Annotated in this window: 27 protein-coding genes; 11 read left to right on the top strand and 16 right to left on the bottom strand. The window is 74.7% G+C overall.

The annotated features are described in order from the left end of the window. Nucleotides 1–32 precede the first annotated feature (32 nt). On the top strand, nucleotides 33–1103 hold the full coding sequence (gene ligD, locus ACI79P_RS07795) for a non-homologous end-joining DNA ligase (protein WP_456580462.1): 1071 nt from the start codon (nucleotides 33–35) through the stop codon (nucleotides 1101–1103). Here ligD and ACI79P_RS07790 read toward each other — a convergent pair whose 3' ends face one another. After that, nucleotides 1104–1499: a PilZ domain-containing protein gene (locus ACI79P_RS07790; protein ID WP_456580559.1), complete on the bottom strand. Its 396-nt coding sequence runs from the start codon at nucleotides 1497–1499 to the stop codon at nucleotides 1104–1106. Nucleotides 1500–1603: 104 nt separating this feature from the next. Next, nucleotides 1604–1861, bottom strand: coding sequence for a hypothetical protein (locus ACI79P_RS07785; RefSeq protein WP_456580461.1), 258 nt, complete (start codon nucleotides 1859–1861; stop codon nucleotides 1604–1606). A 258-nt stretch (nucleotides 1862–2119) separates the two neighbouring features. Between ACI79P_RS07785 and ACI79P_RS07780 the strand changes: the two genes are divergently transcribed. Next, nucleotides 2120–2515, top strand: a complete 396-nt coding sequence (locus ACI79P_RS07780) for a hypothetical protein (RefSeq protein ID WP_456580460.1) — start codon at nucleotides 2120–2122, stop codon at nucleotides 2513–2515. Nucleotides 2516–2673: 158 nt separating this feature from the next. Next, complete coding sequence (locus ACI79P_RS07775) at nucleotides 2674–2877, top strand: cold-shock protein (protein ID WP_040339721.1); 204 nt, start codon at nucleotides 2674–2676, stop codon at nucleotides 2875–2877. A 65-nt stretch (nucleotides 2878–2942) separates the two neighbouring features. Here the strand turns inward: ACI79P_RS07775 and ACI79P_RS07770 are convergent, their stop codons facing one another. Both ACI79P_RS07770 and ACI79P_RS07765 read right to left on the bottom strand, forming a co-directional pair. Continuing rightward, the gene (locus ACI79P_RS07770) at nucleotides 2943–3419 is read right to left on the bottom strand and encodes a hypothetical protein (protein WP_456580459.1); all 477 of its coding nucleotides are present in this window, start codon (nucleotides 3417–3419) and stop codon (nucleotides 2943–2945) included. Between the two features lie 125 nt (nucleotides 3420–3544). Continuing rightward, on the bottom strand, nucleotides 3545–4189 hold the full coding sequence (locus ACI79P_RS07765) for a hypothetical protein (RefSeq protein WP_456580458.1): 645 nt from the start codon (nucleotides 4187–4189) through the stop codon (nucleotides 3545–3547). A 174-nt stretch (nucleotides 4190–4363) separates the two neighbouring features. Between ACI79P_RS07765 and ACI79P_RS07760 the strand changes: the two genes are divergently transcribed. From ACI79P_RS07760 to msrB, 3 genes are read left to right on the top strand one after another with little or no spacing between them, the layout of a single operon-like run. Then, a complete protein-coding gene (locus tag ACI79P_RS07760) occupies nucleotides 4364–6655 on the top strand; it encodes a sensor histidine kinase (protein WP_456580457.1) in 2292 nt (763 codons plus the stop codon). Then, on the top strand, nucleotides 6648–7313 hold the full coding sequence (locus ACI79P_RS07755) for a response regulator (RefSeq protein ID WP_456580456.1): 666 nt from the start codon (nucleotides 6648–6650) through the stop codon (nucleotides 7311–7313). The genes ACI79P_RS07760 and ACI79P_RS07755 overlap by 8 nt, the downstream gene beginning before the upstream one ends. Before the next feature lie 41 nt (nucleotides 7314–7354). Continuing rightward, nucleotides 7355–7768, top strand: a complete 414-nt coding sequence (gene msrB / locus ACI79P_RS07750) for a peptide-methionine (R)-S-oxide reductase MsrB (RefSeq protein ID WP_456580455.1) — start codon at nucleotides 7355–7357, stop codon at nucleotides 7766–7768. 115 nt (nucleotides 7769–7883) lie between these two features. On the opposite strand, the gene hemQ is transcribed toward msrB, so the two are convergent. From hemQ to hemE, 3 genes are all read right to left on the bottom strand, one after another. Beyond that, nucleotides 7884–8594, bottom strand: a complete 711-nt coding sequence (hemQ, locus tag ACI79P_RS07745) for a hydrogen peroxide-dependent heme synthase (protein WP_456580454.1) — start codon at nucleotides 8592–8594, stop codon at nucleotides 7884–7886. Between the two features lie 381 nt (nucleotides 8595–8975). Continuing rightward, nucleotides 8976–10349 carry a protoporphyrinogen oxidase gene (gene hemG, locus ACI79P_RS07740; protein WP_456580453.1) on the bottom strand — a complete coding sequence of 458 codons (1374 nt, stop codon included), beginning with the start codon at nucleotides 10347–10349 and terminating at the stop codon, nucleotides 8976–8978. Beyond that, complete coding sequence (hemE, locus tag ACI79P_RS07735; RefSeq protein WP_456580452.1) at nucleotides 10346–11398, bottom strand: uroporphyrinogen decarboxylase; 1053 nt, start codon at nucleotides 11396–11398, stop codon at nucleotides 10346–10348. The genes hemG and hemE overlap by 4 nt, the downstream gene beginning before the upstream one ends. A 103-nt stretch (nucleotides 11399–11501) precedes the next feature. Here hemE and ACI79P_RS07730 point away from each other — a divergent pair, with 103 nt between their 5' ends. Then, nucleotides 11502–12134: a DUF3000 domain-containing protein gene (locus ACI79P_RS07730; RefSeq protein WP_456580451.1), complete on the top strand. Its 633-nt coding sequence runs from the start codon at nucleotides 11502–11504 to the stop codon at nucleotides 12132–12134. Between the two features lie 130 nt (nucleotides 12135–12264). Then, complete coding sequence (locus ACI79P_RS07725; RefSeq protein WP_456580558.1) at nucleotides 12265–13515, top strand: ribonuclease D; 1251 nt, start codon at nucleotides 12265–12267, stop codon at nucleotides 13513–13515. Nucleotides 13516–13683: 168 nt separating this feature from the next. On the opposite strand, the gene ACI79P_RS07720 is transcribed toward ACI79P_RS07725, so the two are convergent. The 3 genes from ACI79P_RS07720 to ACI79P_RS07710 form a co-directional block, all read right to left on the bottom strand. Continuing rightward, a complete protein-coding gene (locus tag ACI79P_RS07720) occupies nucleotides 13684–14970 on the bottom strand; it encodes a sugar ABC transporter permease (RefSeq protein ID WP_456580450.1) in 1287 nt (428 codons plus the stop codon). Nucleotides 14971–14980: 10 nt separating this feature from the next. Beyond that, entirely contained in the window at nucleotides 14981–15787 is an 807-nt protein-coding gene (locus tag ACI79P_RS07715) for an ATP-binding cassette domain-containing protein (protein WP_456580449.1), read from the bottom strand. A gap of 139 nt (nucleotides 15788–15926) precedes the next feature. Further along, nucleotides 15927–17021: a sugar ABC transporter substrate-binding protein gene (locus ACI79P_RS07710; RefSeq protein WP_456580448.1), complete on the bottom strand. Its 1095-nt coding sequence runs from the start codon at nucleotides 17019–17021 to the stop codon at nucleotides 15927–15929. Between the two features lie 225 nt (nucleotides 17022–17246). Between ACI79P_RS07710 and ACI79P_RS07705 the strand changes: the two genes are divergently transcribed. The 3 genes from ACI79P_RS07705 to ACI79P_RS07695 all read left to right on the top strand — a co-directional run bounded on the left by ACI79P_RS07705 (nucleotide 17247) and on the right by ACI79P_RS07695 (nucleotide 21909). After that, entirely contained in the window at nucleotides 17247–18470 is a 1224-nt protein-coding gene (locus ACI79P_RS07705) for a thiolase family protein (protein ID WP_456580447.1), read from the top strand. Then, nucleotides 18467–20554: a 3-hydroxyacyl-CoA dehydrogenase NAD-binding domain-containing protein gene (locus ACI79P_RS07700; protein WP_456580446.1), complete on the top strand. Its 2088-nt coding sequence runs from the start codon at nucleotides 18467–18469 to the stop codon at nucleotides 20552–20554. Before ACI79P_RS07705 ends, ACI79P_RS07700 begins: the two co-directional genes overlap by 4 nt. Before the next feature lie 230 nt (nucleotides 20555–20784). Continuing rightward, nucleotides 20785–21909 carry a ScyD/ScyE family protein gene (locus ACI79P_RS07695; RefSeq protein ID WP_456580445.1) on the top strand — a complete coding sequence of 375 codons (1125 nt, stop codon included), beginning with the start codon at nucleotides 20785–20787 and terminating at the stop codon, nucleotides 21907–21909. 180 nt (nucleotides 21910–22089) lie between these two features. Here ACI79P_RS07695 and ACI79P_RS07690 read toward each other — a convergent pair whose 3' ends face one another. The 6 genes from ACI79P_RS07690 to ACI79P_RS07665 all read right to left on the bottom strand — a co-directional run bounded on the left by ACI79P_RS07690 (nucleotide 22090) and on the right by ACI79P_RS07665 (nucleotide 26644). Further along, the gene (locus tag ACI79P_RS07690) at nucleotides 22090–22374 is read right to left on the bottom strand and encodes a thiamine-binding protein (protein WP_456580444.1); all 285 of its coding nucleotides are present in this window, start codon (nucleotides 22372–22374) and stop codon (nucleotides 22090–22092) included. Then, nucleotides 22371–24287, bottom strand: a complete 1917-nt coding sequence (dxs, locus tag ACI79P_RS07685; RefSeq protein WP_456580443.1) for a 1-deoxy-D-xylulose-5-phosphate synthase — start codon at nucleotides 24285–24287, stop codon at nucleotides 22371–22373. The genes ACI79P_RS07690 and dxs overlap by 4 nt, the downstream gene beginning before the upstream one ends. 105 nt (nucleotides 24288–24392) lie before the next feature. Continuing rightward, nucleotides 24393–24761 (bottom strand): hypothetical protein, encoded by a 369-nt coding sequence (locus tag ACI79P_RS07680; protein ID WP_456580442.1) that lies wholly within the window; start codon nucleotides 24759–24761, stop codon nucleotides 24393–24395. Between the two features lie 54 nt (nucleotides 24762–24815). After that, a complete protein-coding gene (locus ACI79P_RS07675; RefSeq protein ID WP_091930586.1) occupies nucleotides 24816–25043 on the bottom strand; it encodes a DUF4177 domain-containing protein in 228 nt (75 codons plus the stop codon). Between the two features lie 92 nt (nucleotides 25044–25135). Then, on the bottom strand, nucleotides 25136–25264 hold the full coding sequence (locus tag ACI79P_RS07670) for a hypothetical protein (RefSeq protein ID WP_456580441.1): 129 nt from the start codon (nucleotides 25262–25264) through the stop codon (nucleotides 25136–25138). A 126-nt stretch (nucleotides 25265–25390) separates the two neighbouring features. Next, nucleotides 25391–26644: a class I SAM-dependent RNA methyltransferase gene (locus ACI79P_RS07665; protein WP_456580440.1), complete on the bottom strand. Its 1254-nt coding sequence runs from the start codon at nucleotides 26642–26644 to the stop codon at nucleotides 25391–25393. Nucleotides 26645–26701 lie beyond the last annotated feature (57 nt).

Genomic DNA, 26701 nt, shown 5'->3' with positions numbered 1-26701 from the left:
CTCGGCAGCCCCCGGACGAGCGGAGCGCGGGAATGGCCAGCAGCAGCAAGGACGCCGTCGTCCTGCAGGTGGACGGGCACGAGGTGCGGGTCTCCAACCCGGAGAAGCCGTACTTCCCCGAACGCGGGATCCGCAAGATCGACGTCGTCGAGTACTTCATCGCGGTCGGCGACGGGATCCTCTTCGCGCTGAGAGACCGGCCCACCACGCTGGAGCGCTGGCCGGGGGGCTTCTCCCCCGACGCGAAGATGGCCACGCGGGCGGACACCCACGGCGACGCGTTCTACCAGAAGCGGGTGCCGAAGAACGCCCCCGACTGGGTGCCGACGGCGCACATCACCTTCCCCAGCGGGCGCACCGCCGACGAGATCGCGCCCGACTCGGTCGCCGTCGTCGCCTGGTGCGCCAACCTCGGCACGCTGACCTTCCACCCCTGGCCGGTGGGCCGGGACGACGTCGAGTCGCCCGACCAGATCCGCATCGACCTGGACCCGCAGCCGGGCACCGACTTCTCCGACGCCGTCCGCGTCGCCCCCCACGTGCGGGAGCTGCTGCACGAGTACGGCATGGAGGGGTGGCCGAAGACCTCCGGCGGCCGTGGCGTGCACGTCTACGTGCCGATCCAGCCGCGGTGGACCTTCACCGAGGTGCGGCACGCCGTCATCGCCTTCGGCCGCGAGCTCGAACGGCGCCTCCCCGACCAGGTGACGATGTCGTGGTGGAAGGAGGAGCGCGGCGAGAAGATCTTCATCGACTACAACCAGATGGCCAGGGACCGCACGATCGCCTCGGCCTACTCGATCCGGCCCCGGGCCCACGCGCCCGTGTCGGCACCGGTCGACTGGGACGAGCTCCCCGACGTCCACCCCACCGACTTCGACGTCCTCACCATGCCGGCCCGGTTCGCCGCCGTCGGTGACAAGCACGCCGGGCTGGCCGACCACGCCTTCGGCATCGAGCCGCTGCTGGAGCTGTTCGAGAAGCAGGAGGCCGACGAGGGCCTCGGCGACCTGCCCTATCCCCCCGACTACCCGAAGATGCCGGGCGAGCCGATGCGCGTGCAGCCCAGCCGGGCCCGGAAGCCCCCCGCGACCGCCGGGTAGTCAGGGCGGGGATCGGTCGACCGCGGCCGCGCGCTCCTCGCGCAGCGCCCGGAACACCCGGCGCCGCAGCACGGTGGCGTCCTGCTCCGAGAGCTCGCGGAACTGCACGGACAGCAGCCACCGCCGGCCCTGGACCTGCTGCCGGACGATCTGCCCCTGCACGTCCACGGTGTCCTCGTCGATCGTGATGCTCGCCCGGGCCGGAGGGAGCGCTCCTCGTACCCGCTCACCCAGTAGAGGGCGACCGGGTCCCCGGGCGGAAGCCGGCGCGGCGACCTGCGGGAACCGCACCTCGCCGTGGCGTGTCCCGCCGATCGGCGGGCCGCCGGTCGCCCGACGACGCGGGAGTGCGCTGACGCCCACCTCTGGCCCTCGGAGGTCGGCGCCGGCGCACATCCTCGTCCCGTGCCCGAGCTCAGGGAGGCTCACCGGTCGGACGGCTGGACCGAGCGTCGGCTCGGTCCGGATGTCCCACCTCCCACGTGTCGCGGCTCAGGGGGTCAGCCGACGAGCCGATGTGCGGTCGCGGGGAGCGCGTGCACCCGGCCGGCGGCCGGCGCCGTCCCGGGCTGCGCGATCTGCTCCGCCAGCCGGGCCGCCATCACCGCGGCGGGCAGCGCACCGGCGGACTCGGCGAGGCGGTCGGCCAGCAGCTGGTCCAGGTCGGCGTCGTGCAGGTCGTCCACGTCGCGCAGGAAGACGGCACCGGCCGGGACGGCGGTGCGCGTGGGCACGGGCGAGGCGGCGAGCGGCTGCATGGCGGTCCTCCTGGATCGGTGGTGCGCCGGATCCGTCCGGCAGGTCCCACCGTCGGCGAGCAGCCGCACGGCGGTGCGGAGGGAACCGCAGGAAAACCGCAAGACCAGGGCGGGCCGTCTCCCCCGCCGGCCGTCCTCCTCCGCACGGACGGTCCCGCTCCCCCGGAGGGGTGAGCGGCGATCCCGGGACGCCTTCCGGAGCTCCAGCGGTGGGTAGCGGTGGTCGATGCACCTGTCGACCACGGCGGAGGAGCACGGGTGAGGATCTGGTTGCTGGCGTACGGCGTGCTGTACGTCGTCGTCGAGATGGTCGGCCACCAGCTGGAGGCCATCGGCTGGCCCCGGATCACCGCCCTCGACGTGGCCACCGCGGTCACCGACGCCTTCCTCACCGTCTCCATCGCGCTCGCCGTCCTGCTGGCCGGCCAGCTCGGGCTCCGGCGCTGGGTCCCGGCGCCGCACCCGCCGGCAGCCCCGGTCCTCCTCGCCGAACGACCGATCGGCGTCCGTTCCTGGCGTCCCGAGCCGGCCGCCCTGCCCGCCGCCACGCCGGTGCGCGCGACGTATTCCGTCGGCGCCTACGGGCCCGCCTGGCCCCGCCGGGGACGACGGGTTGCGCCCGCGTTCCCGGAGGATCCGGGCCACTTGCTCTGAGGCCAGAGCGGTTCCGCATCGACACGCAGAAGGAGTCCCAGGTCACAGTTCTGCCGCACCGGTGTCCCGATCCGGTCATCGGCCGCTAGGGTTGTCGCGTCGGGAAGGCCCTGCGCTATGGCAGGACCCCGATGCACCACCTCAGCTAGGAGCGAGCAATGCCCGAAGGAACTGTCAAGTGGTTCAACGCGGAGAAGGGGTTCGGCTTCGCCACCCCCGACGGCGGCGGACCGGATGTGTTCGTCCACTACTCGGCCATCCAGACCAGCGGGTACCGCTCGCTCGATGAAGGCCAGCGGATCGCGTTCGACATCGAGCAGGGCCAGAAGGGCCCGCAGGCTGCGAACGTCACCCCGCTCTGATCACCTGATCAGCACGACGCCCCCGTCCGGTTCTCCGGGCGGGGGCGTCGTCGTTCGCGGGCCGGTCAGCGGGCGCGCGGCACGTACCCGCCGATCAGCGCGGACATGAGCAGCGCGCCGTCGTGCTCGCCGACCGCGCGGGCCGCATCGGCGAACGCCTGCCAGCGCTGCCGCTCCACGTCGGTGGGCGCGTTCGCGGCGCGGGCGGCCAGCTGCTCGAGCAGCCGCTCCCACTCGCCCTGCGGGGTCGGCCACAGCCCGGCCAGCCGGCGGGCCTCCGCCGAGATCCCGGTGATCCGGACGATGTCGCCGGCGTGGTTGGTCAGCGGCTCGATGTAGCCCGCCGACGCCAGCGCCCTCGCCGCGGCGACGACGTCCGCCTTCGGCAGCCCGCTGCCCGGGACCACCGAGCCGAGCAGGTAGGGCGCGCCGCCGTGCTTGGGCTCGTCGACCAGCCGGGCGATCGCCCGCAGCACGGGCAGGTCGCGGGTGAACCAGACGTCGGGCAGGAGGCCGCCGGGCGGCTGGGGAGCGGAGGTCACTCCCCCAGTCTCCCCCCTGGCCCCGAGCACGACGGTGCCCCGCCTCCCGCGTGGGAGACGGGGCACCCAGGCCTTCCTGCACGGTCCCGCCGCGAGCTCGCGAGTCGCGGGGGGCAGGAGGTCCGTCAGCAGTCACGGGCCCCGGTGAGGTGCGGCCGGGTGGCGAGGAGCACGCCCAGGACGACGTACCCGACGAGCAGGTGCGCGGCGCCCACGTACTGGGTGATCGCCGGCAGGAGGAACGCGGTCGGGACGGTGACCGGCGCCCAGCTCTCGGCGACCATCGGCCAGAAGCGGGCGACGCCCTGCCAGCGGCCGGCGATCGCGATGCGGACCCCCAGGGCGGCCATGCCCAGCATGGACAGCGGCCAGAAGAGGTCGATCACGAAGAAGAAGCCGGTGTCGTAGAGCCCGGGCGTGAACGCCCACATCAGCGAGGACACGATGGCCACCGAGAGCAGGCCGTGCTCCACGTGCAGGAGGCGCCGGGCGAGGCGGCCGGTGCCGATGGCGCCGGTCCGCATCTGCACGGTCACCAGGAACATCAGGCCGACCTGGAAGGCCACGGCCGCCACGTTGACGACGGTCGCCTGCCAGGTGCCGGCGGGCGGCGTCGTCCCGAGGGCTGCGCAGGCGATCGCCCAGGACCCGGCGCCGGCGGCGACGGCGACGCCGGCGCGGCGGACCAGGCTGGTCGAGGCGCCGGGGACCGTGCCGCGGGCTTCCGCGACGTCGGTGCGGGCGGGGGCGGGGGTGGTGCTGAGGGACATCACGTCTCCGGTGGTGAGGTGCGGTGCCCTGTGCACCGCCTGGGAGAACGGTCGCGGGAACCCGTCCCGGGCACCCAGGGCCCGCCGCCCTCGATCGGGTCCCGAGAACTGTCCCGGGGAACCCGGGACGCCTGCCCCGTGACGACCGGGACGTCGGCAGGCGAGGATGCGCGCGTGCAGACACAGGCGCCGGCGACCGGGCGGATCGGTGCGTCGCGGTCGCAGTGCCCGCCACCGCCGCCACCTCGCCGGGTCCGGGCCGGCCGACCCGCCGCCTGGGCCGTCCTCGCCCTGTCGCTGGCCGCCTGCGTCGCCGCCGCCGTCCTCGACGTGCTCACGCCCTCCGCGGCGCGGGCCTCCGTCGACGTCGCCCCCGGCTCGGTGGCCGCGCTCGCCGGTGTCGCCGTCGCCGTCCCCGGGGCGCTGCTGCTCCTCCGGGCACCGGGCAACGCCGTCTCCTGGGTGCTCGCCGGCACGGGGCTGTTCTGGGCGGTCGACGGCCTCGCCGAGTCGTGGCTCGCGTACGCGGTCCAGTACGACCCGGCGCTGCCCGGGGCGAGCCTCGCCTTCTGGTTCCTGCAGCGGCTGGGCGCCGCGCTGCTGCTCGGGCTGCCGCTGCTGCTGCTCCTCTACCCCGACGGGCGGCTGCCGGGCGGGCGGTGGAGGCCCGTCGCGATCGCCAGCCTCGCGTCGACCGCCCTGCTGCCGGCGCTCCTCCTGGTGGTCCCCTCGGAGGTCGCCTTCACCGCCGACGACGGTCAGCTGCCCGGGGCCTACCGCTCCCTGGACCTCGACCTCACCACCCTGCCGCTGCCCGAATCGGTCACCCTGCCCCTCCTGCGGATCGCCCTTCCCGTCGCCGTGCTGGGGATCGCCGTGCCCGCGGCCTCGGTGGTCCTCCGCTACCGCCAGGCGACGAACGAGGACCGTCGCCGGATGCGCTGGCTGCTCTGGGCCGCCGTCGTGGACCTGCTCGTCATGCTCAGCACGCTCCTGCTGCCGGGCGAGCCGAGCGCGATGGCCCTGATGGTCGCCGTCGCGCTGACCGGGGGCGCCGTGGCCGTCGGCATCCTGCGGCCGCGCGCGGTGGACATCGACCGGCTCCTCGGCGGCACGGTGGTCTACGGCGTGCTGGGCATCGGCGTCGTCCTGCTGGACCTGGCGGTGCTCGGCGCGGCCGGCGCGCTGCTCGGGGACCGGTTCGGCGAGCGCGATGCCACCCTGCTGACCCTGCTGCTCGTCGCCGCCGTCTACGTGCCGCTGCGCGCCCCGCTCTGGCGGCTGGTCCGGCGCTGGGTGCTCGGCGAGCGGGACGACCCCTACCGGGTGGTCTCGGGGCTGGCCGCGCGGCTGGAGCGCTCCGGCGGCGCGGAGGCGCAGCTGGTGGCGATCGCGGCGGCGGTCGCGGAGGCCTTCCGGTCCCCCTACGTCGGCGTCGAGGTGGAGCACGCAGGCGGCGAGCGGCTGGTCGCCGAGCACGGCCGGCGCCCACCGGCGGTGCGGTCCCTGCCCATCGCCTACCGCGGCGAGGAGGTCGGTCGCCTCCTGCTGCCCCGGGACGGCGTCCGCGCGCACCTGGTCACCCGCGACGAGGGGCTGCTGGCCGACGTCGTGCGCCAGGCCGCGGCCGCCGCGCGGGCCAGCTCGCTGGCCGCCCAGCTGCAGCAGAGCCGGGAGGAGCTGGTCGCCGCCCGCGAGGAGGAGCGCCGCCGGCTGCGTCGCGATCTCCACGACGGCCTCGGCCCCAGCCTGGGCGCCGTGGTCCTGCGCATCGACACCGCCCGCAACCTCACCGCGGCCGGTCGCGCGGAGGACGCCGACCGGCTGCTCCGCACGGCCCGGGACGACGTCGCCGCCGCACTGGCCGACGTCCGCCGGCTGGTGCACGACCTCCGGCCGCCCGCGCTGGACGACCTCGGCCTGACCGGGGCGGTTCGCCAGCAGGCCGACCGGCTGCTGGGCGCGGGCACGGCCACCACGGTGGAGGCGGACCCGACCGCCGACGACCTGCCCGCCGCCGTGGAGGTCGCCGCCTACCGGATCGCGTCGGAGGCCCTGGCCAACGTCGCCCGGCACGCCCGCGCCTCGACCTGCCGGGTGGAGCTGGTCCGCGACGCCGACCGGTCCCTGGTCCTGACGGTGACCGACGACGGCGTCGGCATCCCGGAGGGTGCCCCGGCCGGGGTGGGGCTGGTGTCGCTGCGCGAGCGCGCGGCCGAGCTCGGCGGCCGGTGCACGGTGTCGTGCCCGCCCGACGGCGGGACGGTGGTGCGGGCGGTCCTGCCCGCCGACGGAGGAGGAAGGGCGAGCGGACAGGACCGTGAGCTTCCCAGCGAGGCGGCTGCCGACAGGGAGGGAGCATCGCAGCGAGGTACGAACGAGGAGCGGACCGACCGCGGAGGCGGCCCGGGCGTGGGAGCGAGGAGCGGAGCGGTCCGCGGAAGCGAGGAGGTGCACCGTGGGTGAGCCCGCTGGGGACGGCGAGCCGCTGCGGGTGGTGGTGGCCGACGACCACCCGGTCTACCGCGACGGCCTGGCCATGCTGCTCGACTCCGTCCCGGGCCTCGCCGTGGTCGGCACCGCCGCCGACGGTGAGGCCGCGGTCGCCCTCGCGCTCGCGGAGCAGCCCGACGTCGTCGTCATGGACGTGCAGATGCCGGGGATCGACGGGATCGAGGCGACCCGGCGGGTGACCTCGGCCTCGCCGTCGGTGGGGATCGTCGTCCTGACCATGAGCGAGGACGACGGGACGGTGTTCGCCGCCGTCCGGGCCGGGGCGCGCGGCTACCTGCTCAAGGGCGCCGACCAGGAGGAGGTGGTCCGGGCGATCACGACGGTGGCCAACGGCGGCGCGGTGTTCGGCGCCGCCCTCGCCCGGCGGATCGGTGAGTTCTTCGCCTCGGGTCCGACCGGGCCGGAGACCGTCTTCCCCCAGCTCACCGCCCGCGAGCGGGAGGTGCTCGACCTGGTCGCCGCCGGGCGGTCCAACGCGCAGATCGCAGCGGCGCTGTACCTGTCGCCCAAGACCGTCCGCAACAACGTGTCCAACGTGCTGGCCAAGCTGCAGGTCACCGACCGGGCGCAGGCCATCGTGCGGGCCCGCGACGCGGGGCTGGGCCGCTGAGCACCGGGAATGGTGGTGCGGCGCCGCTCGTTCGACCAGGCATGACGACCTCCCCTCAGCAGCCCCAGGTCACCAAGACCGACGAGGAGTGGCGGGCGCAGCTGTCCCCGGAGGAGTACGCGGTGCTCCGCCAGGCGGGCACCGAGCGCGCGTGGACCGGCGAGTACGTCGACACCAAGACCGTCGGCGTCTACGAGTGCCGCGCGTGCGGGGCCGAGCTCTTCCGCTCGGAGACGAAGTTCGACTCGCACTGCGGCTGGCCGTCGTTCTACGAGGCCTCCGCTGAGGACAACGTCATCCTCCGCGAGGACCGCAGCTACGGGATGATCCGCACCGAGGTGCTGTGCGCCACCTGCCACAGCCACCTGGGCCACCTCTTCGACGACGCCCCGCAGACGCCCACCGGCGACCGCTACTGCATCAACAGCGTCTCCATCCGGCTGAGCCCTTCGTGATCCTCCGGATCACACCGCGGCCAGGAGCCGTTCCCCGGCTGCGCTGAGCCGTTGCACATCCCCCGTCGGGACCCTCCGGGCCCGCGACGGGGGATGTCGTACATCTAGGCGACATCTAGGCCAGGTCGCGGACCAGCTCCTGCACGGGCTTGCGGATGCCGGTGTAGAACGGCACCTCCTCGCGCACGTGCCGGCGGGCCCGGCTGGCGCGCAGGTCGCGCATGAGGTCGACGATGCGGTGCAGCTCGTCGGCCTCGAAGGCGAGCATCCACTCGTAGTCGCCGAGGGCGAAGGCGGCGACGGTGTTGGCCCGGACGTCGGGGTAGGGCCGGGCCTGCATGCCGTGCTCCTTCAGCATGTCCCGCCGCTCCTCGTCGGGCAGCAGGTACCACTCGTAGGACCGCACGAAGGGGTAGACGCAGACGTAGCGCCGCGGCTCCTCGTCGGCGAGGAACGCCGGGATGTGGCTGCGGTTGAACTCCGCCGGGCGGTGCAGCGCCAGCTGCGACCACACCGGGTCCAGCCGCCGGCCGAGCGCGGTCCGGCGCAGGCGCGTGTAGGCCTCCTGCAGCGCCTCCGCGGTCGAGGCGTGCCACCACACCATGAGGTCGGCGTCGGCGCGGAACCCGGCGACGTCGTAGGTGCCGCGGACGACGACGTCCTTGCCGGCCAGCTCCTCGATCAGCGCGGCGGCCTCGTCGGCGGCCGCGCTCCGCTGCTCGTCACCGAACGGCCGCGCGAGCCTGAACACCGACCACATCGTGTAGCGGATGGTGTCGTTCAGCTCGTTGGCCCGCTTGCCGATGCTGCGCTGGTCCTCGCTCATGCGCGCCATTGTCCCGCACCACCGCTCGCCCCTCCGTGCCGGGCGGCCCACCCGGGTGCGGGAACACCGAGGGCCCCGATCGGTGCGATCAGGGCCCTCGGAGGGGTCGGCCGTGCCGGTGCGGGGTGGCGTCAGCCGGCCTGGGCCGGCTGCTCGCGCCCCTCCGACGGCCGGACCGCGCGAGCGGCGCGGCAGTCGGAGCAGGCGGCCATCCACACGTGGTGCTTGAAGCACCGGATCGGTGGGACGGGTGGGACGATGGACTTCTGGTGCAGGTGCGTGCGCACGGCAGGCCCAACGCCGACCGGGCCGCGCCGATGCCCGCGCCTCCCGTGATCCCCGGCACGGGTCCCGCGTCCGGGTCGACCGCCTGGACCTCGCCTAGATGAGGGTGGCCACGGCCCGGTGCGCGTCGCGGATGCAGGCGGGTACGCCCACCCCCTCGTACGCGGCACCGGCGACGGCCAGGCCGGGCACGCCGGCGACCGCGGCCCGGACCGCGGCCACGCGCCCGGGGTGGCCGACCTGGTACTGCGGGAGCCCGCCACCCCAGCGCACCACGCGGGTCTGCAGCGGCTCCGGCCGCTCGAGGGCCAGCAGCTCCGCGACGTCGGCGACCACGTCGGCGGCCAGCTCCTCGTCGGGGCGCTGCAGCTGCTCCTCGTCCCGGAACCGGCCCACCGACGAGCGCACCCGCAGCACCCCGCCGCGGGCCAGGTGCGGCCACTTGGCCGAGGAGACGGTGACGCCCTTGACCAGCCGGCCGGTCACCGGCGGCACGAGCAGGCCGGACCCGGCGTCGACGTCCTGGCCCGGGAACGCCATGGCGACCACGGCCATCGAGGCGTACGGGATGCCCCGCAGCGGTTCGACGGCGTCCGCGGCGACGTGGCCGAGCAGGCGGGCCGCCTTCGGCGCCGGGGCGGTGACGAGCACGGCGTCGGCGGTCAGCACCTCGGGCGCCGCGACCGGTCCGACCGAGACCTCGAACCCGGTCGCCGTGCGGCGCAGGGCGTGGGCCGGCGTGCGGAGCCGGACATCGGCCCGCGCCGCCTCGGCCAGCGCCGCGGGGAGCGCCCCGATCCCGCGGTCGACGGTGACGAACACCGGGCCGTCGGCGTCGCCGCGGCTGCGCCCCCCGGCCTCCCGGCCGGCCGCGACGGCCTCGAGCACCGAGCGGGCGCCGCGCAGGTGCGCCGCCAGCTGCGGGATGGTGGCGGTCAGCGACAGCTCGTCCGCCCGGCCGGCGTAGACGCCGCCGAGCAGCGGCTCCACCAGCCGGTCGACCACCTCGTCGCCCAGCCGCTCGCGCAGCAGCCCGCCGACGGCGACGTCGCCGTCGGGCAGGTCCAGCGGCGGGAGCTCGGCCTCGGCGCGGACCCGCGCCACCCCGGCGGGGGTCAGCACACCGTCCAGCCCGTCGGCCGAGGCCGGCACGCCGAGGAGGGTGCCCGCCGGCAGCGGGAACCGGCCCTCGGGGAGCACCACCGAGGCCTGGGTGGTGGCCGGCGGCACCAGCCGGTCGCCCCACCCGAGGGCCTCCACGAGGGCGACGGCCTCGGGCACCCGGGCCAGCATCGCCTCGGCACCGGTGTCGTACCAGGCCCCGGCCAGGTCCATCCGGTCCAGCTTGCCGCCGATGCGGTCGCCGGCCTCCAGGACGACGATCTCGTCGTCGGGCCGGCGGCGGCGCCACTCGAAGGCGGCGGCCAGGCCGGTGATCCCGGCGCCGACGACGACCAGCCGGCGGGTCACGAGCCCGTCAGCTCGTGCACCAGTGCGGCGACCCGGGTGAGGACGTCGGGGTCGGTGTCGGGCAGCACGCCGTGGCCGAGGTTGAAGATGTGCCCGCGGGCGCCCTTCGCCTGCTCGACGACCCGGCGGACCTCCCGCTCGACGGTGGCCCGGTCGGCCAGCAGGACGGCGGGGTCGAGGTTGCCCTGCAGCGAGCGGGCCGGGCCCACGCGGCGGGCGGCCTCGTCCAGCGGGACGCGCCAGTCGACCCCCACGACGTCGGCGCCGGCGTCGCCGATGAGCGGCAGCAGCTCCCCGGTACCCACCCCGAAGTGGATCCGGGGGACGTCCCGGTCGCCGAGCCCGTCGAAGACCGCCCGCGAGTGCGGCAGCACGCGCTCGGCGTAGTCGGCAGCCGAGAGCACCCCGGCCCACGAGTCGAACAGCTGCACGGCCGAGGCGCCGGCGTCGACCTGGGCGCGCAGGAAGGTCGCCGCCGACAGCGACAGCCGCTGCAGCAGCCGCGACCACGCCTCCGGCTCGGCGTACATGAACGCCTTGGTGCGGGCGTGCTCCTTGGAGGGCCCGCCCTCGATCAGGTACGTGGCGAGGGTGAAGGGCGCCCCGGCGAAGCCGATCAGCGGCGTCGGGCCGAGCTCGGCGACCAGCGAGCGCACCGCCGTCTGCAGGAAGCCGAGCTGGTCGGGCCCGAGGTCGGGCAGCGCGTCGACGTCGGCCACGGTGCGCACCGGGTTCGCGACGACCGGCCCGATGCCCGGCTTGATCTCGATGTCCACCCCGGCCACCACCAGCGGCAGCACGATGTCGGAGAAGAGGATGGCGGCGTCGACCTGGTGCCGGCGGACCGGCTGCAGGGTGATCTCGGTGACCAGGTCGGGGTCCTGGCAGGCCGCGAGCATCGCCGTGCCGGCGCGCAGGGCCCGGTACTCCGGGAGCGAACGCCCGGCCTGGCGCATGAACCAGACCGGGGTGCGGCTCACCGGGAGGCCGCGTGCGGCACGGACGAGGTCGGAATCGGCCGGGGACGCCGACGCGGGAGCGGGACTCACGACCGCCGATCCTCCCAGACCGCCGGGTCGCACCGCCGCGCCGCGTCCGGCCGCCTGCGGCGCGTCGGCGACGCACCGCCCCGCACCGGCCTACTCTGCGGACGTGGAGCCGCGCAACCTGGCCGACGCCGGGGACGGGAACCGGGACGGCGACGTCCCGGCCGCCTTCCGCGCCGCCCTGGAGTCGCTGGCCGCGGTGCGGGTGCGCCCCGAGATCGAGCTGGGCCGCATCCCGGCGCCCCAGCGCCTGGCTCCCTACGCCGTCGCCCTGGGCGCCCGGGTGCCCGATCCCGACGCCGGCGACGACGAGGACGACGTGGAGATCGCCAGCGCGCGGTTCATCGTCCTGTTCGACCCCGACGGCCACGAGGCCTGGCACGGCACCACCCGCTGCGTCGGCTACCTCTCCGCCGGGACCGACGAGGAGCTGGTGGACGACGCCATGTTCTCCGAGGTGGCCTGGAGCTGGCTCACCGACGCGCTCGGTGACGCCGGCGCGGTGCACCACACGGTCGGCGGCACGGTCACCCGGACCGCGTCGACGCGCTTCGGCGAGCTGGCCGGCCCCGAGCACACGGTCGACGTCGAGATCCGCGCCTCCTGGACCGCCGTGGACTCCGACCTCGACCGGCACCTGGTGGCGTGGCTCGAGGTGCTCGGCAACGCCGCCGGTCTGCCGCCCCCCGGCGTGCACCTCCTGGGTCCCTCCGACCGGGTCGGCAGCGAGACTCTCTAACATCGGTGCGGCACAGCGGCGCGGAGCCCGTTGCGCCGGTGCTCCTTCCCAGGATCGGCGCGGTCGCCGCCCTCCCGGCCCGGGCGCCGGTGGACCGAAGGACGAGGACCGGCAAGAAGGTGGACGGCAACTGAGCACCGAGCCCACTCCCCGGCCACCGGAGGACCCGGCGGCCGCCGAGACCCCCGAGGCGATCCCGCTGCTCGCCCCCCGCGACGGCCTCCCTCCGGTCATCGAGACCTCCACGCAGCTCGTCGAGTACGCCGAGGCGCTGCGCGCGGGCACCGGCCCGGTCGCCGTCGACGCCGAGCGCGCCTCCGGCTACCGCTACGGCCAGCGCGCCTACCTGGTGCAGCTGCGGCGCGACGGCTCGGGCACCGGCCTGCTGGACCCCATCCCGCTGCCGGACCTCTCGGTGCTGCAGGCGGCGATCGCCGACGCCGAGTGGGTGCTCCACGCGGCCAACCAGGACCTGCCCTGCCTCGCCGAGATCGGCCTGGTCCCCGCCCGCATCTTCGACACCGAGCTCGCCGCCCGCCTGGCGGGGCTGCCCCGCGTGGGGCTCGGCGCCGTCGTCGAGTCGCTGCTGGGCTTCTCGCTGCAGAAGGGCCACTCCGCCGCCGACTGGAGCACCCGCCCGCTGCCCGAGGAGTGGCTGGTCTACGCCGCGCTCGACGTCGAGGTGCTGGTCGACCTGCGCGACGCGCTGGCCGCCATCCTCGAGGAGCAGGGCAAGACCGAGTGGGCGCGGCAGGAGTTCGAGGCCATCCTCGCCGCCGGCCCGCCCGCGCCGCGGCAGGACCCCTGGCGGCGGACGTCGGGTGTGCACGGCCTGCGCAGCCGGCGTCAGCTGGGCATGCTGCGGGCGATCTGGGAGGCCCGCGACGAGCTGGCCCGCAAGCGCGACGTCGCGCCCGGCCGCGTGCTGCCCGACTCGGCGATGGTCGCCGCCGTCCAGGCCGACCCGAAGAACGAGGGCGCCCTGCTGGAGCTGCCCGTCTTCCGCGGCCGGGCCAACCGCCGGCTGGTGGCGCACTGGTACACCGCGCTCGCGCGTGGCAAGGCGCTGCCCGAGGACCAGCTGCCCCTGCAGAGCAGGCCTGGCGACGGCCCGCCGCCGGTGAACCGCTGGGCCGACCGCGACCCCGCGGCCGCCACCCGGCTGCAGGTGGTGCGGGCCGGGCTCGCCGAGCTGTCGGAGAAGCACTCCGTGCCGGTGGAGAACCTCCTCTCCCCCGACCTGGTGCGCCGGACCATGTGGAGCCCGCCGGAGCCGCGGGAGCGCGCCGCCGTGGCGGAGGCGCTGCGGGCCGGTGGCGCCCGCGAGTGGCAGGTCGAGCTGACCCTCGACCTGCTCGCGGACGCCGTCACCCGCGCCTGAGAAAGGACCCCGGCGCCCCCCACCGCTGCAGGCTCGCGGCGGGCCCCTGCGCCGGGGCCGTGACCAGTCCCCACGACGACGCCGGCGCCTCCCGCGCTGAGCGGGTGGCGCCGGCGTCGGCGTGGTCACCTGCCGCCCGCCGGCGCTGAGCGCGGCGGACGGCAGGGGTCATCGTCGGGCCGTGGCGGCCCGACGGCGGGCGAGCGCGTCGACGCTCGCGGCCAGCAGCAGCACGCCGCCGGTGATGATGAAGTTGAGGTACGCCGCGACCCCCAGCAGGCCCAGCCCGTTGGCGATGATCGCGATGACCAGCCCGCCCAGGACGGCGTCCCGGGCCCGGCCGCGCCCACCGAAGAGGCTGGTGCCGCCGATGACGGCCGCACCGACCGCGTAGAGCAGGGTGTTGCCGGCGCCCGCGTCAGGGGTGACCGAGCTCAACCGGGAGGTGGCGAGGATGCCGCTGATCGCCGCCAGGCTCGAGGAGATCACGAACGCCAGGACGCGGATCCGGGTCACGTTGATGCCGGCACGGCGCGCGGCCTCGGCGTTGCCGCCGACGGCGTAGACGTGCCGGCCGAAGCTGGTCCGCGACAGCACGAACGTCAGGACCAGCAGCAGGACCACGACGAGCGGGACCGCGTACGGGATCCCGGCCAGGTCGATCGTGGCCGCCAGGGCCCGGTCGACGCTGAGGATCGCCGTCACCGCGAAGACGACGGCGGCGATCACGACGATGCGCAGCACGACCAGGGCCAGCGGCTGGTGGGCCAGCCCGCGGGATCGCTGCGACCGCCACCGCCAGAACTCGACAGCGGCGTAGGCGATGACGACGAGCACGGCCAGGATCCACCCGAGGGTGACCGGCAGGTTCTCGTTGGCCAGCGCCCGGATGACCGGCTCGCGGACGGGCACGGTGCCGCCCTGGCCGATCAGCCGCAGGGTGACGCCCTGGAAGCCGAGGAACAGCGCGAGGGTCACCACGAACGACGGGATGCCGACCAGACCCACCAGGCTGCCGGTGAAGACGCCGATCACGGCGCCGGTGGCGATCGCGCCGAGGACGGCGATCGGCCAGGCCACCCCGGCCTGCACCAGCAACTGCGCCAGCACCGCCGAGCAGACCCCGCTCACCACACCGGCGGAGAGGTCGATCTCGCCCAGCAGCAGGACGAAGACCAGCCCCATCGCCAGCACGATGATCGGCGTCGACTGGACCAGCAGGTTGGAGAGGTTCAGCGGCGTGAGGAAGGTGCCCGGCCGCAGGACCGTGAACAGGATGCCCAGGACGACGATGCCGAGGACGGCGGGCAGCGCGCCGAGGTCACCGGCCCGCAGCTTGTTCAGGTAGCCGCGGACGGCGCCGCCCACGGTGTTGTCCTGCCGGTCGCCCTCGAAGCCCGCGGCCGGCTTGTGCGGCCCGCTGGCCTCGGCGGCGGTCAGGGTGTTGCTCGACATGGGGGTCCTCTCAGTCCTCGAGCGCGTCCGGCGCGAGCCCCAGCTCGCCGGAGCGGCCGGAGGTGATCAGCTCGATGACCTGGGTGCGGTCGACCTCGGAGATCGGGACGTCGGCGGCGACGCGACCCAGGTACAGGGCGGCGACGCGGTCGGCGACCTCGAACACGTCGACCATGTTGTGGGTGATGAAGACGACGGCGTGACCGGTGTCGGCCAGCCGCCGCACCAGGTCGAGCACCTGCCGGGTCTGCGCCACGCCGAGCGCGGCGGTCGGCTCGTCGAGGATGACGAGCTTGGACTCCCAGAGCACGGCCTTGGCGATGGCGACGGTCTGCCGCTGCCCACCGGAGAGGCTGGACACCAGCTGGCGCACCGACTTCAGCGTGCGCACCGACAGCTTGGTCAGCGTGTCCCGCGCGGCCTCCTCCATGGAGGCCTCGTCGAGGAGGACGCCGCGCTTGCGCTCCCGGCCCAGGAACATGTTCTGGACGACGTCGAGGTTGTCGGCGAGCGCGAGGTCCTGGTAGACGACCTCGATGCCCAGGCGGGCGGCGTCGCGCGGGCCGCTCAGCTGGACCGGCTCGCCCTCGAACTCGACGGTGCCCGAGTCGATCGGGTGGATGCCGGCGATGGCCTTGATGAGCGTGCTCTTGCCGGCGCCGTTGTCACCGACCAGCGCGGTCACCTTGCCGGGGTAGACGTCGAGGTGGACGTCGTGCAGGACCTGGACGGCCCCGAAGCTCTTGTTGACCCCCCGCAGGCTCAGCGTGGGCCGCTCGAGGGTCGGGGTGGGCGAGGTCTGTTCGGGTGCGGACACCGCTGCGTCCTTCCAGCAGGGAACGGTCGGTCGACCGTGGGCGGGACGATAGGGCGCCCCGCCGCCCCGGGGCGAGCCGGGGCCGGCAGGGCGGGAGCACGCGGCCGGGGCACCCGTGCGGGTGCCCCGGCCGGATGGCTCAGGAGATGCCGAGCTCCGTGCAGGCAGCGGCGTACTCACCGGTGCAGACGTCGGCGGCGGTCTGGTAGCCGTCGTCGATGACCTGCTTGACGTTGTCCCGGAAGATCGAGACCGGCTCGAGCAGCACCGAGGGGACCTCGCGACCACCCTCGGGGTCCTCCACCGAGCCGTCGACCTGGGGCTCCTCGCCGTTGACCAGGGCCACGGCGAGGTCGGCCAGGGCCTGGGCCTCGTCGGCGATCGGCTTGTAGACGGTCATGCACTGCTCGCCCGCGAGGATGTTCTGCAGCCCCTCGACCGTCGCGTCCTGACCGGTCACCGGCACCTGCCCGGCCACGTTGTTGCGGGCCAGGATCGAGACGACGGCGTTGGCCAGGCCGTCGTTGGCGGCCAGCACGCCCTGGATGTCACCGCCGGCCTGGGTGTACATCTGCTCGAAGATCGTGGCGGCCTGCTGGTTGTCCCACTCCGGCACGGCCTGCTCGGCGACCTGCGTGTACTGGTCCATCGGGTCCAGGACCTCGTGCGCACCCTGCGAGAACAGCGTGGCGTTGTTGTCGTCGGGCGAGCCGTTGAGGAAGGCGATGTTCGCCGGCTCGGGGCCGAGGCACTGGGCCAGGCCCTCGCCCTGCAGGCGGCCGACCTCGGTGTTGTCGAACGAGACGTAGTAGTCGCTCTCGCCGCCGAGGGTGAGCCGGTCGTAGTCGATCGTCTGCACGCCCTGGCTCTCGGCCTGGCGCTGGATGGCGGCGCCCGAGGCGGAGTCGAGGTTCGTGATCGCCAGGACGGTGACGCCCTCGGTGATCATCTGCTCGGCGATCGTGTTCATCCGCTGGGCGTCGCCCTGCGCGTTCTGGATGTCGTACTCGACACCGGCCTCCTCGAAGGCGGCCTCGAGCAGCGGGCGGTCGGCCGACTCCCAGCGGGCCGAGGAGGCGGTGTCGGGGAGGATCACGCCGACCTTGCCCGCAGCGGCCTCGCCACCGCCACCGCCGCCGCCGTTGCCACCGCCGCTGTCGTCGCCACCACACGCGGCCAGCCCGAAGACCAGGGCCGCAGCGATCGCCGTCGTCACCGTGCGCCGTCGCGCCATGAGAGGGACCTCTATTTCGTTGGGGTTACAGAGAAATTCCGGCGGGTCATCTTGCGCGCCATCCGCTTGTGACCGCAAGCACACCCCTGCGCCGTTGCCGGACCGTGATCCGGGAGACCCCCCTCGGACGGGGGTCGTGGCGCGCTTGGCCCGGACGGTTACCGGTGGGTAACTTGTAGCCCGCCGCGCCCTCCCAGGGCCGGCTCCGACACCTGCGGAGGTTCTGTGTCTTCCACTGAGCGGCGGCCACGCTCGCTGCGTGAGGTCGTCTTCGTCGACGGCGTGCGCACCCCCTTCGGCAAGGCCGGCCCGAAGGGCATCTACGCCGAGACCCGCGCCGACGACCTCGTCGTCCGCGTCATCCGCGAGCTGCTGCGCCGCAACCCGGCGCTGCCGGCCGACCGCGTCGACGAGGTGGCCATCGCCGCCACCACCCAGATCGGCGACCAGGGCCTGACCCTGGGCCGGACCGCGGCGCTGCTGGCCGGTCTGCCGACGTCGGTCCCCGGTTACTCGATCGACCGGATGTGCGCCGGGGCCATGACCGCGGTGACGACGACCGCCAGCGGCATCGCCTTCGGCGCCTACGACGTCGCCATCGCCGGCGGCGTGGAGCACATGGGCCGCCACCCGATGGGCGAGGGCGCCGACCCGAACCCGCGGTTCTTCAGCGAGAAGCTGGTCGACGAGTCCGCGCTCGTCATGGGCTCGACCGCCGAGAACCTGCACGACCGGTTCCCCCACCTGACCAAGGAGCGCGCCGACACCTTCGCGCTGGCCAGCCAGCAGAAGTACGCCAAGGCGCTCGCCAACGGCAAGATCGGCCCTGAGCTGGTCCCCGTCGCCACCCGCTCGGCCGAGCACGGCTGGGGCATGGCCACCGTCGACGAGCCGCCGCGGCCGCAGACGACCCTCGAGGGCCTCGGCACGCTCAAGACGCCGTTCCGCCCGCACGGGCACGTGACCGCGGGCAACGCCGCGGGCCTCAACGACGGCGCGACCGGCTGCCTGCTGGCCGCCGAGGACGTCGCCGAGGAGCTCGGCCTGAACGTCGGCATGCGGCTGGTCGGCTACGGCTTCGTGGGGGTGGAGCCCGAGGTCATGGGCGTCGGCCCGGTGCCCTCCACCGAGCGCGCCCTGGCCCGCACCGGTCTCGCCATCGAGGACATCGGCCTGTTCGAGCTGAACGAGGCCTTCGCCGTCCAGGTGCTCGCCTTCCTCGACCACTTCGGCATCGCCGACGACGACGAGCGCGTCAACCCGTGGGGCGGCGCCATCGCCGTCGGCCACCCGCTGGCCTCCTCGGGCGTCCGCCTGATGACCCAGCTGTCCCGCCAGTTCGCCGAGCGCCCCGACGTCCGGTACGGCCTCACCGCCATGTGCGTGGGCCTCGGCATGGGCGCCACCGTGATCTGGGAGAACCGGACCTGGGAGGGGTTCCAGAAGTGACGAACGCCGTCTTCGAGAACGAGGTCGTGACCGCCGCCAAGGTGCGGTTCCTGACCTACCCGGGCCTGGTCGGCGAGGTCGCGCTGATCACGCTCGACAACGGGCACGACCACACCCGGCCCTCCACCTTCGGCCCCGGCGGCCTGGCGTCCCTGGACGCCGCGCTGGACGAGATCGCGGCGCACTCCCCCGCACCGGCGGCGATCGCCGTCACCGGCAAGCCGTTCGTCTTCGCCGTCGGTGCCGACCTCTCCGGGGTTCCGTCGGTGACGGACGCCGCCGCCGCGCGCGAGATCGCCGAGACCGGCCACCGGGTCTTCCGGCGGCTCAAGGACTCGGCGATCCCGACGTTCGCGTTCGTCAACGGCGTGGCCCTCGGCGGTGGCCTGGAGCTCGCGTTGCACTGCCACTACCGGACCATCAGCGCCGGCGCGGCGGTCGGCTTCCCCGAGGCCTTCCTCGGGCTGGTGCCGGGCTGGGGTGGCACCCAGCTGCTGCCGAACCTGATCGGCATCGACCCCGCCGTCACGGTGATCGTCGAGAACGCCCTGGCGCAGAACAAGATGACGCCGGCGCCCGAGGCCGCGAAGCTCGGCATCGCCGACGCGCTCTTCGAGCCGGCCGACTTCCTCGAGCGCTCGCTCGAGTGGGCCGTCGGCGTGCTCGACGGCTCCGTGCCCGTCTCCCGTCCGGAGGTCGACCGCTCGGCGTGGGACGACGCGATCGCCCGCGCCCGCGGCATCGTCGCCGCCCGGACGCGCAACGCCTCCCCCGGCGCCGTGCGGTCGGTGGACCTGCTCGACCTGGCCCGCAACGGCATCGCGGGCGACGCCTTCACCGCCGGCACCTCGGCCGAGGACGACGCCCTCGCCGAGCTGCTCATGAGCGACCCGCTGCGGGCCTCGCTCTACTCGTTCGACCTGGTGAACAAGCGGGCCAAGCGGCCGGCCGGCGCTCCCGACCGCAAGCTGGCCCGCAAGGTCGCCAAGGTCGGCGTGGTCGGTGCCGGGCTCATGGCCTCGCAGCTGGCGATGCTGTTCGTGCGGCAGCTGAAGGTGCCGGTGGTCCTCACCGACATCGACCAGGCGCGCGTGGACAAGGGCGTCGCCTACGTGCACGGCGAGCTCGACAAGCTGGCTGCCCGCGGCCGGCTGAGCCAGGACAAGCTCAACCAGCTCAAGGGCCTGGTCACCGGGTCGCTGTCCAAGGACGTCTTCGCCGACGCCGACCTCGTCATCGAGGCCGTCTTCGAGGAGATGTCGGTCAAGCAGCAGGTGTTCTCTGAAGTCGAGGCCGTCGTCTCGCCCGAGTGCGTGCTGGCCACCAACACCTCGGCGCTGTCGGTGACCGAGATGGCGGCGAAGCTGGAGCACCCCGAACGCGTGGTGGGGCTGCACTTCTTCAACCCGGTCGCCGTCCTCCCGCTGCTGGAGGTGGTGCGCGCCGAGCAGACCGACGACGCGACGCTGGCCACCGCCTTCGCCGTCGGGAAGTCGTTGAAGAAGTCGTGCGTGCTGGTCGCCGACGCTCCGGCGTTCGTGGTCAACCGGCTGCTCACCCGCTTCCTCGGCGAGGTCACCGCCGCCGTGGAGCAGGGCACGCCGGTGCCGGTCGCCGAGAAGGCGCTCGACCCGCTGGGCCTGCCGATGACGCCGTTCGAGCTGCTCTCGCTGGTCGGCCCGGCGGTGGCGCTGCACGTCGCCGAGCGGATGCACGAGGCGTTCCCCGACCGGTTCGCCGTCGGCGAGGGGCTCAGGCGGATCGTCGAGCTGGGCAGGACCAGCGTCTTCACCGAGCCCGGCGTCGTGGACCCCGAGCTCGCGGAGGCCTTCGCCGGCGAGGAGCCGTTGACCGAGGAGCAGGTGCGCGCGCGTGCCCTCGAGGCGCTGGCGCAGGAGATCCGGCTGATGCTGGACGAGGGCGTCGTGCAAGCCGTGCAGGACATCGACCTGTGCATGATCCTCGGCGCCGGGTGGCCGTTCTGGCTGGGCGGCATCTCCGCCTACCTGGACCGCACCGGCGTCTCGGAGAAGGTCACCGGTTCCCGCTTCCTGCCGGAGGGCGTCGCCTCCCTCCCCGCCTGACCCCCGCCGGGATCAGGTGCCCTGATCGTGGAGCGTCCTCCCTCACGGTGCGCGGTGAGGGAGGACGCTCTGCGGTGAGGGAGGACGACGGAGCCGAGGTATCGCCGGCGGCCTGCCTCCAGCGCACCGCGCAGTGGACGGTTGACCAGCCCGGATCCCCCTGCCAACGTTCGGCGTCCTCGCGCTGGTCCGTTCCGACGGCCCAGCTCCTCGACTGGCTAGGGGTATCGATGAGACGTCTCGCATGTGCAGCTGCCACCACCGGCCTGGCGATCACGACGCTGTGGATCAGTCCCGCCGTCGCCGCGCCCGCCGACGCTTCACGGCTGGCCCCGGTGCCGGTCGCGCGGCACCTGGACAACCCCCGGCAGCTGGACCTGACCAGTGACGGGGTGCTGGTCATCGCGGAGTCCGGGACCGGAGGCAGCGACTGTGCCGTCGTGGGCGGGGAACAGGTCTGCGTCGGCACCACCGGGGCGGTCAGCATCGTGCGGCGCCCGAGCAAGGTCCAGGGGGTCACTGCGGAGCGCGTGGTGACCGGTCTGCTGTCCGAAGCCGGTCCGTCCGGGATCGGCGCCACCGGCAACGACTCGGCGAGCGCGCGGTCCCTGGACCGGATCTACGTCGCCAAGGACGTCGACGTGCCGGACGGCATCACCGGCCTGCCGAAGGAGCAGGAGGGGAAGCTGCTGCGCGCGGCGGCGGGCCAGCCGGCCGTCGTGGTCGCCGACATCCGTGCCTTCGAGTGGGCGAACGACCCGGACGGCCAGGGTTTCGAGTCGAACCCGTACGGGGTGCTCGACCTGGGCGACCGGGTGCTGGTGGCCGACGCCGCCGCCAACGCCGTCCTCGCCGTCGACGGTAGCGGTGAGATCAGCGTGTTCGCCGTGCTGCCGAACATCACCGGTGGCCCCTGCGACACCCGGCCCAACCAGAACGACTCCTCCTGCGACCCGGTCCCGACGGCCCTCACCTTCAGCCGGGACGGGGACGTCATCGTGGGGGGCCTGGGATCGCTGGTCCCCGGCGCCGGCCGGGTCTGGGAGCTGGACCGCCGGACCGGGGCCATCCAGCAGACCTGGACCGGCTTCACCGGGGTGACCGGTGCCGCGCAGGACCAGGCGGGCAACCTGTACGTCAGCGAGCTGTTCGGCGGTGCCGACCGGGCCGGTCAGATGGTGTTCGTGCCGAAGAACGGCGCACGGGCCACCCTGCCCGTCCCCTCGCCTGCGGGCGTGGTCGTCGACCAGCCGGGGAACGTGTACGTGTCGGTGAACTCGCTCTCCCCCGGCACCGGGATCGGTGCGCCGGACAGCGACGGGCAGGTCTGGCGGTTGACCAAGCGGTCCTTCTAGCCGCGCCGACCCCGCCGGCGGGCGCCGACCTCGACCTGTCGCCGCCTGAACCTTCGCTGGGATCAGGTGCCCTGATCGTGGAGCGTCCTCCCTCACGGTGTGGGGTGTGGGAGGACGCTCTGCGGTGAGGGAGGACGACGGCGGGCGTGGCGCGGCCGGGCGGCGAGCCTGGCGGCGGGCTCAGCGGAACTTGGCGGTGAGGCTGTCCATCGTGCGGTTCACCGAGGCGACCTTGATGTGCGACAGCCCACCGGCGGCGCCGGCGGCCAGCATCGCCTCGTGCGCGGCGCGCAGCGTGGCCCACACCTCGTCGGCCTCGCCCTCGAGGGTGGTGCCCAGCGCCCCCACCTCGTGACGCAGCCCGGAGGCCTGGATGACGGCGATCGCCGCCTCGACGTGCGCGTGCGGGTTCTCCGCGGTGCCGGGTGGCGACGGCGCCACCTGGATCTCGGCGATGACGGTCATCGCCCGCCCTCGACCGACTCGACGACGGGGCTCTCGGAGCGCTCGGCCAGCCTGGCCGTCCACTCCGCGATCCGACGGGCGACGTCCTGCTCGGTCAGCCCGGCGTCGGCGAGCACCTGCCCGCGGCTGCCGTGCTCGAAGAACTGCTGCGGCAGGCCCAGCGTGCGCACGGGCACGTCGACGTCGCGGTCCTGCAGGGCCTGGCTGAGCGTGGTGCCCACTCCCCCGGCCCGGCCGCCGTCCTCGACGGTGACGACCAGCCGGTGCCCGGCGGCCAGCTCGACCAGCTCGGCCGAGACCGGGAGCACCCAGCGCGGGTCGACGACGGTCACCTCGATGCCGTGGTCGGCGGCCCGCTCGGCGACGGCCTGGCACATCGGCACCATCGAGCCGACTGCGACCAGGAGCACCTCCGCCCGGCTGCCGCGGCGCAGCACGTCCACCGGGCCGCGCCGCTCGACGGCCGGGATGTCCGGGGGCAGCGAGCCCTTGGGGAAGCGCACGACGGAGGGGCCGTCGGTGATGTCGACGGCCTCGCGCAGCGCCTCGCGCAGGGTCGCCTCGTCGCGCGGCGCGGCCAGGGCCAGCCCGGGCACGACCGAGAGGATCGACATGTCCCACATGCCGTTGTGCGAGGCGCCGTCGTCGCCGGTGACGCCGGCGCGGTCGAGCACCACCGTCACCGGCTGGTGGTGCAGCGCGACGTCCATGAGCAGCTGGTCGAACGCCCGGTTGAGGAAGGTCGAGTAGACGGCGACGACCGGGTGCAACCCCGCCATCGCCAGGCCCGCGGCCGAGGTGAGGGCGTGCTGCTCGGCGATGCCCACGTCGAAGGTGCGCTCGGGGAACCGCTCGGCGAACGGCGCCAGGCCCGTCGGGTGCAGCATCGCGGCGGTGATGGCGACGACGTCGGGGCGTTCGGCGCCGACCCGCACCAGCTCGTCGGCGAAGGCGTCGGTCCAGGCCAGCCCGGTCTTGCGCACGCTCGCGCCGCTGTCCGGGTCGAAGACGCCCGTCGCGTGCCAGGCGTCGATCTGGTCGGTCTCGGCCGGCGGGTAGCCGAACCCCTTGGTGGTGACGGCGTGCACGATGACCGGGCCGCCGAAGGAGCGGGCCCGCCGCAGCGCGGACTCCATCGCGCGCACGTCGTGGCCGTCGACCGGGCCGACGTACTTCATGCCCAGGTCCTCGAACATGCCCTGCGGCGAGAGGACGTCCTTGAGGCCCTTCTTGATCGCGTGCAGCGCGTCGTAGAGGGCCGAGCCGACGACGGGGGCCCGGTGCAGCGCCTGGCGCACCTGCAGCAGCGCCTGCTCGTAGCCCGGGCGCAGCCGCAGCGTGGCCAGCGCGTCGGCGACCCCGCCGATGGTCGGCGAGTAGGAGCGGCCGTTGTCGTTGACCACGATGACGACCGGGCGGTCCTGCGCCGCGGCGATGTTGTTCAGCGCCTCCCAGGCCATGCCGCCGGTGAGGGCGCCGTCGCCGATGACGGCGACGACGGGCCGCGAGTCACCCCGGATGGCGAAGGCCTTGGCCAGGCCGTCGGCGTAGGACAGCGACGTCGAGGCGTGGCTGTTCTCCACCCAGTCGTGGTCGCTCTCGGTACGGCTGGGATAGCCCGACAGACCGCCGCGCTGGCGCAGCCGCTCGAAGCCCTCGACCCGGCCGGTGAGCATCTTGTGCACGTAGGACTGGTGACCGGTGTCGAACACGATCGGCTCGCGCGGGGACTCGAACACCCGGTGCAGGGCGATGGTGAGCTCGACGCAGCCGAGGTTCGGGCCGAGGTGGCCACCGGTCCTCGCCACGCTGGTGACCAGGGCGTCACGGATCTCCGCGGCGAGGGCGGGCAGCGCTTCGGACTCGAGGGCCCTGACGTCTTCCGGGCCCCGCAGCGATCGCAGGAGCGGCACGGTGCGGCGGTGTCCTCTCGGTCGGGCGGAGCCGGTGAGCGCCGCCGATCCACTGTAACTGCGGTTGCCCCGTACTTCCGGTCGAGCGGGTGCCGCAGATGCAGCTCACAGGCGCGGGACCCACCGCTCCCCGCGCAACGCGCCTCCGACGACCTCCACCCCGCGAGCGGCCGCGGCCAGCCGGGCGCCCTCGCGCTCGTAGGCGCCCATCGCCGCCTCGATGGCCTCGGGGGGAAGCTGGTCGGCGAGCTCGACCCGCAGGGTGCGCCAGCCGGCACGGGCGGCCTCGAGGCCGGCGGCGACGTGGTCGCCGGCGAACCGGGCGAGCAGCACCGGGTACCGGCGGAGCACCTCGTGGGCGCGATAGTCCGGCGGCACGAGGTCGAACAGCCAGGCGACGGCGGTGCGCTCCCAGTCGGGCGCGCCGGGCGGGCGCACCTCTTCCGGCCAGCCCGGCGGCACTGCGACGTCCACCGCGCCATTCTGCCCCACCTGTCGAACAACCGTTCGACAGGTGACCGTGTCGGGTCAGGAGGACTGGCGCTTGAGCCAGAACTGCTCGAAGCCCCAGGTGCCGGCGCCGCTGGAGTGGTAGCTGACCAGCTCCCACCCCTCGGCGCCGAGCTTGTTGAGCACCGAGCTGGTGTCGCCCTGCTGGCGTTCCGACTGTCCGCCGGGGAGCTTGACGCTCACGCCGGCCCGCTGTGATTCCGCATCGTTGGCGGTGATGACCGAGGCGTATTCCCACGTGGGCACCCCCTGACCGTAGCGAGGCGGGTCACCGCGCGAGCAGCCGGGCGGGTGCGGCGGGTCATCGGAGGGCGCCGAGCGCACCACCCCGAGCTCGCTCAGAGGGAGACGCCGTCCTCGACCTCGAGCCCGAGCGCCAGCGCGGCACCGGCGGCGACGAACCACCACCCGAGCGCCAGGAGCTTGCGGGCGGCGGCCACGTGCGGGTGGGCGGTCGTGCTCTGCATCGCATCTCCCCTCGTCACAGGGCGGACGGTACGCAGACGACCCCGCGGCCGGACGACGCGTGTGACGGGTGCGACGGGAGTGGTCCTCCGTCGCCGAACCGCCACGTCCCGCCGGGGGGCCCGGCCCTACGCGGCCGGGACCAGCAGGGCGACGCACTCCACGTGGGCGGTCATCGGGAAGGCGTCGAAGCCGCGCAGCGCGGCCAGCCGGTACCCGGCGGCGGCGAACGCGGCGACGTCGCGCCCCAGCGCAGCGGGGTCGCAGGCCACGTACACGACGGCCCGCGCGCCGCTCCCGGCGAGCAGCCGGCTCACCGCGGTCCCGGCACCGGCGCGGGGCGGGTCGAGGACGACGACGTCCGGCCCGGAGCCCAGTTCGGCGAGCAGCTCGGCGAGCCCGTCGGCGTCCACCTCGCCCTGCCACACCTCGGCCTGGGGCAGGTCGGCGAGGTTGGCGTCCGCGGCCGCGCAGGCGCCGGGGTCGGCCTCGACGCAGACGACGCGCCCGCCCGCACCCACCCCCGGGGCCAGCGCGCCGCCGAACAGCCCGGCCCCCGCGTAGAGGTCCAGCACCGTCTCCCCGGCCGTCACGGCCGCGAACCCGGCGACGGCGTCCACCAGCGCGTCGGCGGCGGCGGGGTGCACCTGCCAGAAGCCGGTGCCCTCGACCTCCCAGTCCCGGCCCCCGGCCCGCCGCTCGGCGCGGCCGGCGGGCTCGGCGGGGAGCTCCTCCCCCGCGCGCCGCACCTCGGCGCCGCGCGGCCGGCCGCGGCGGTCCAGCGGGACGGTGGTCACCGCGCCGGTCGAGTCGATCGCGACGTCGACGGCGCCCGCACCCGGCCAGCGCCGTCCCAGCACCGCCTGCGCGGCCGGCTCCACGGTGATCGGGCAGTCGTCGAGCAGCACGACGTCGTGCGAGCGGTGCCGCCGCAGGCCGGGGGCGCCGGTGCCGTCGACGGCGAAGCGCGCGCGGGACCGCCAGCGCAGCGCCCCGCCCGGGAGCTCCTCGACGACCAGGCCCGCGACCACGGGGTCGCCGGCGTCCAGGCCACCGAGCCGCACCAGCTGCTCGCGGACGACCGACGCCTTCAGCCGGTGCTGCTCGGCGGGGTCGACGTGCTGCCAGTCGCACCCGCCGCACCTCCCCGGACCGCTGTAGGGGCAGGGGCGCTCGACCCGGGCGGGCGCCGCCTCCAGCACCTCGACGGCGTCGGCGCGGCAGAAGCCGGGGTGCCGGTCCTCGGTGACCCGCACGCGCACCCGCTCGCCGGGCAGCGTGTGCCGCACGAACACCACCCGGCCCTCGTGCCGGGCGACGCAGTGCCCCCCGTGCGCCACCGGCCCGACGGCCACCTCGAACTCCTGCCCCGCCCAGCCCATCCCCCGGTCGGACGAGTCGTTCCGCCGGGGACGGCGCGGCCTCGCCGCAGGGTCCCG

The sequence above is a fragment of the Blastococcus sp. SYSU DS0510 genome (assembly GCF_054050835.1).
The sequence above is the reverse complement of the archived record's forward strand: the minus strand, read 5'-3'. Positions and strand labels throughout refer to the sequence as shown.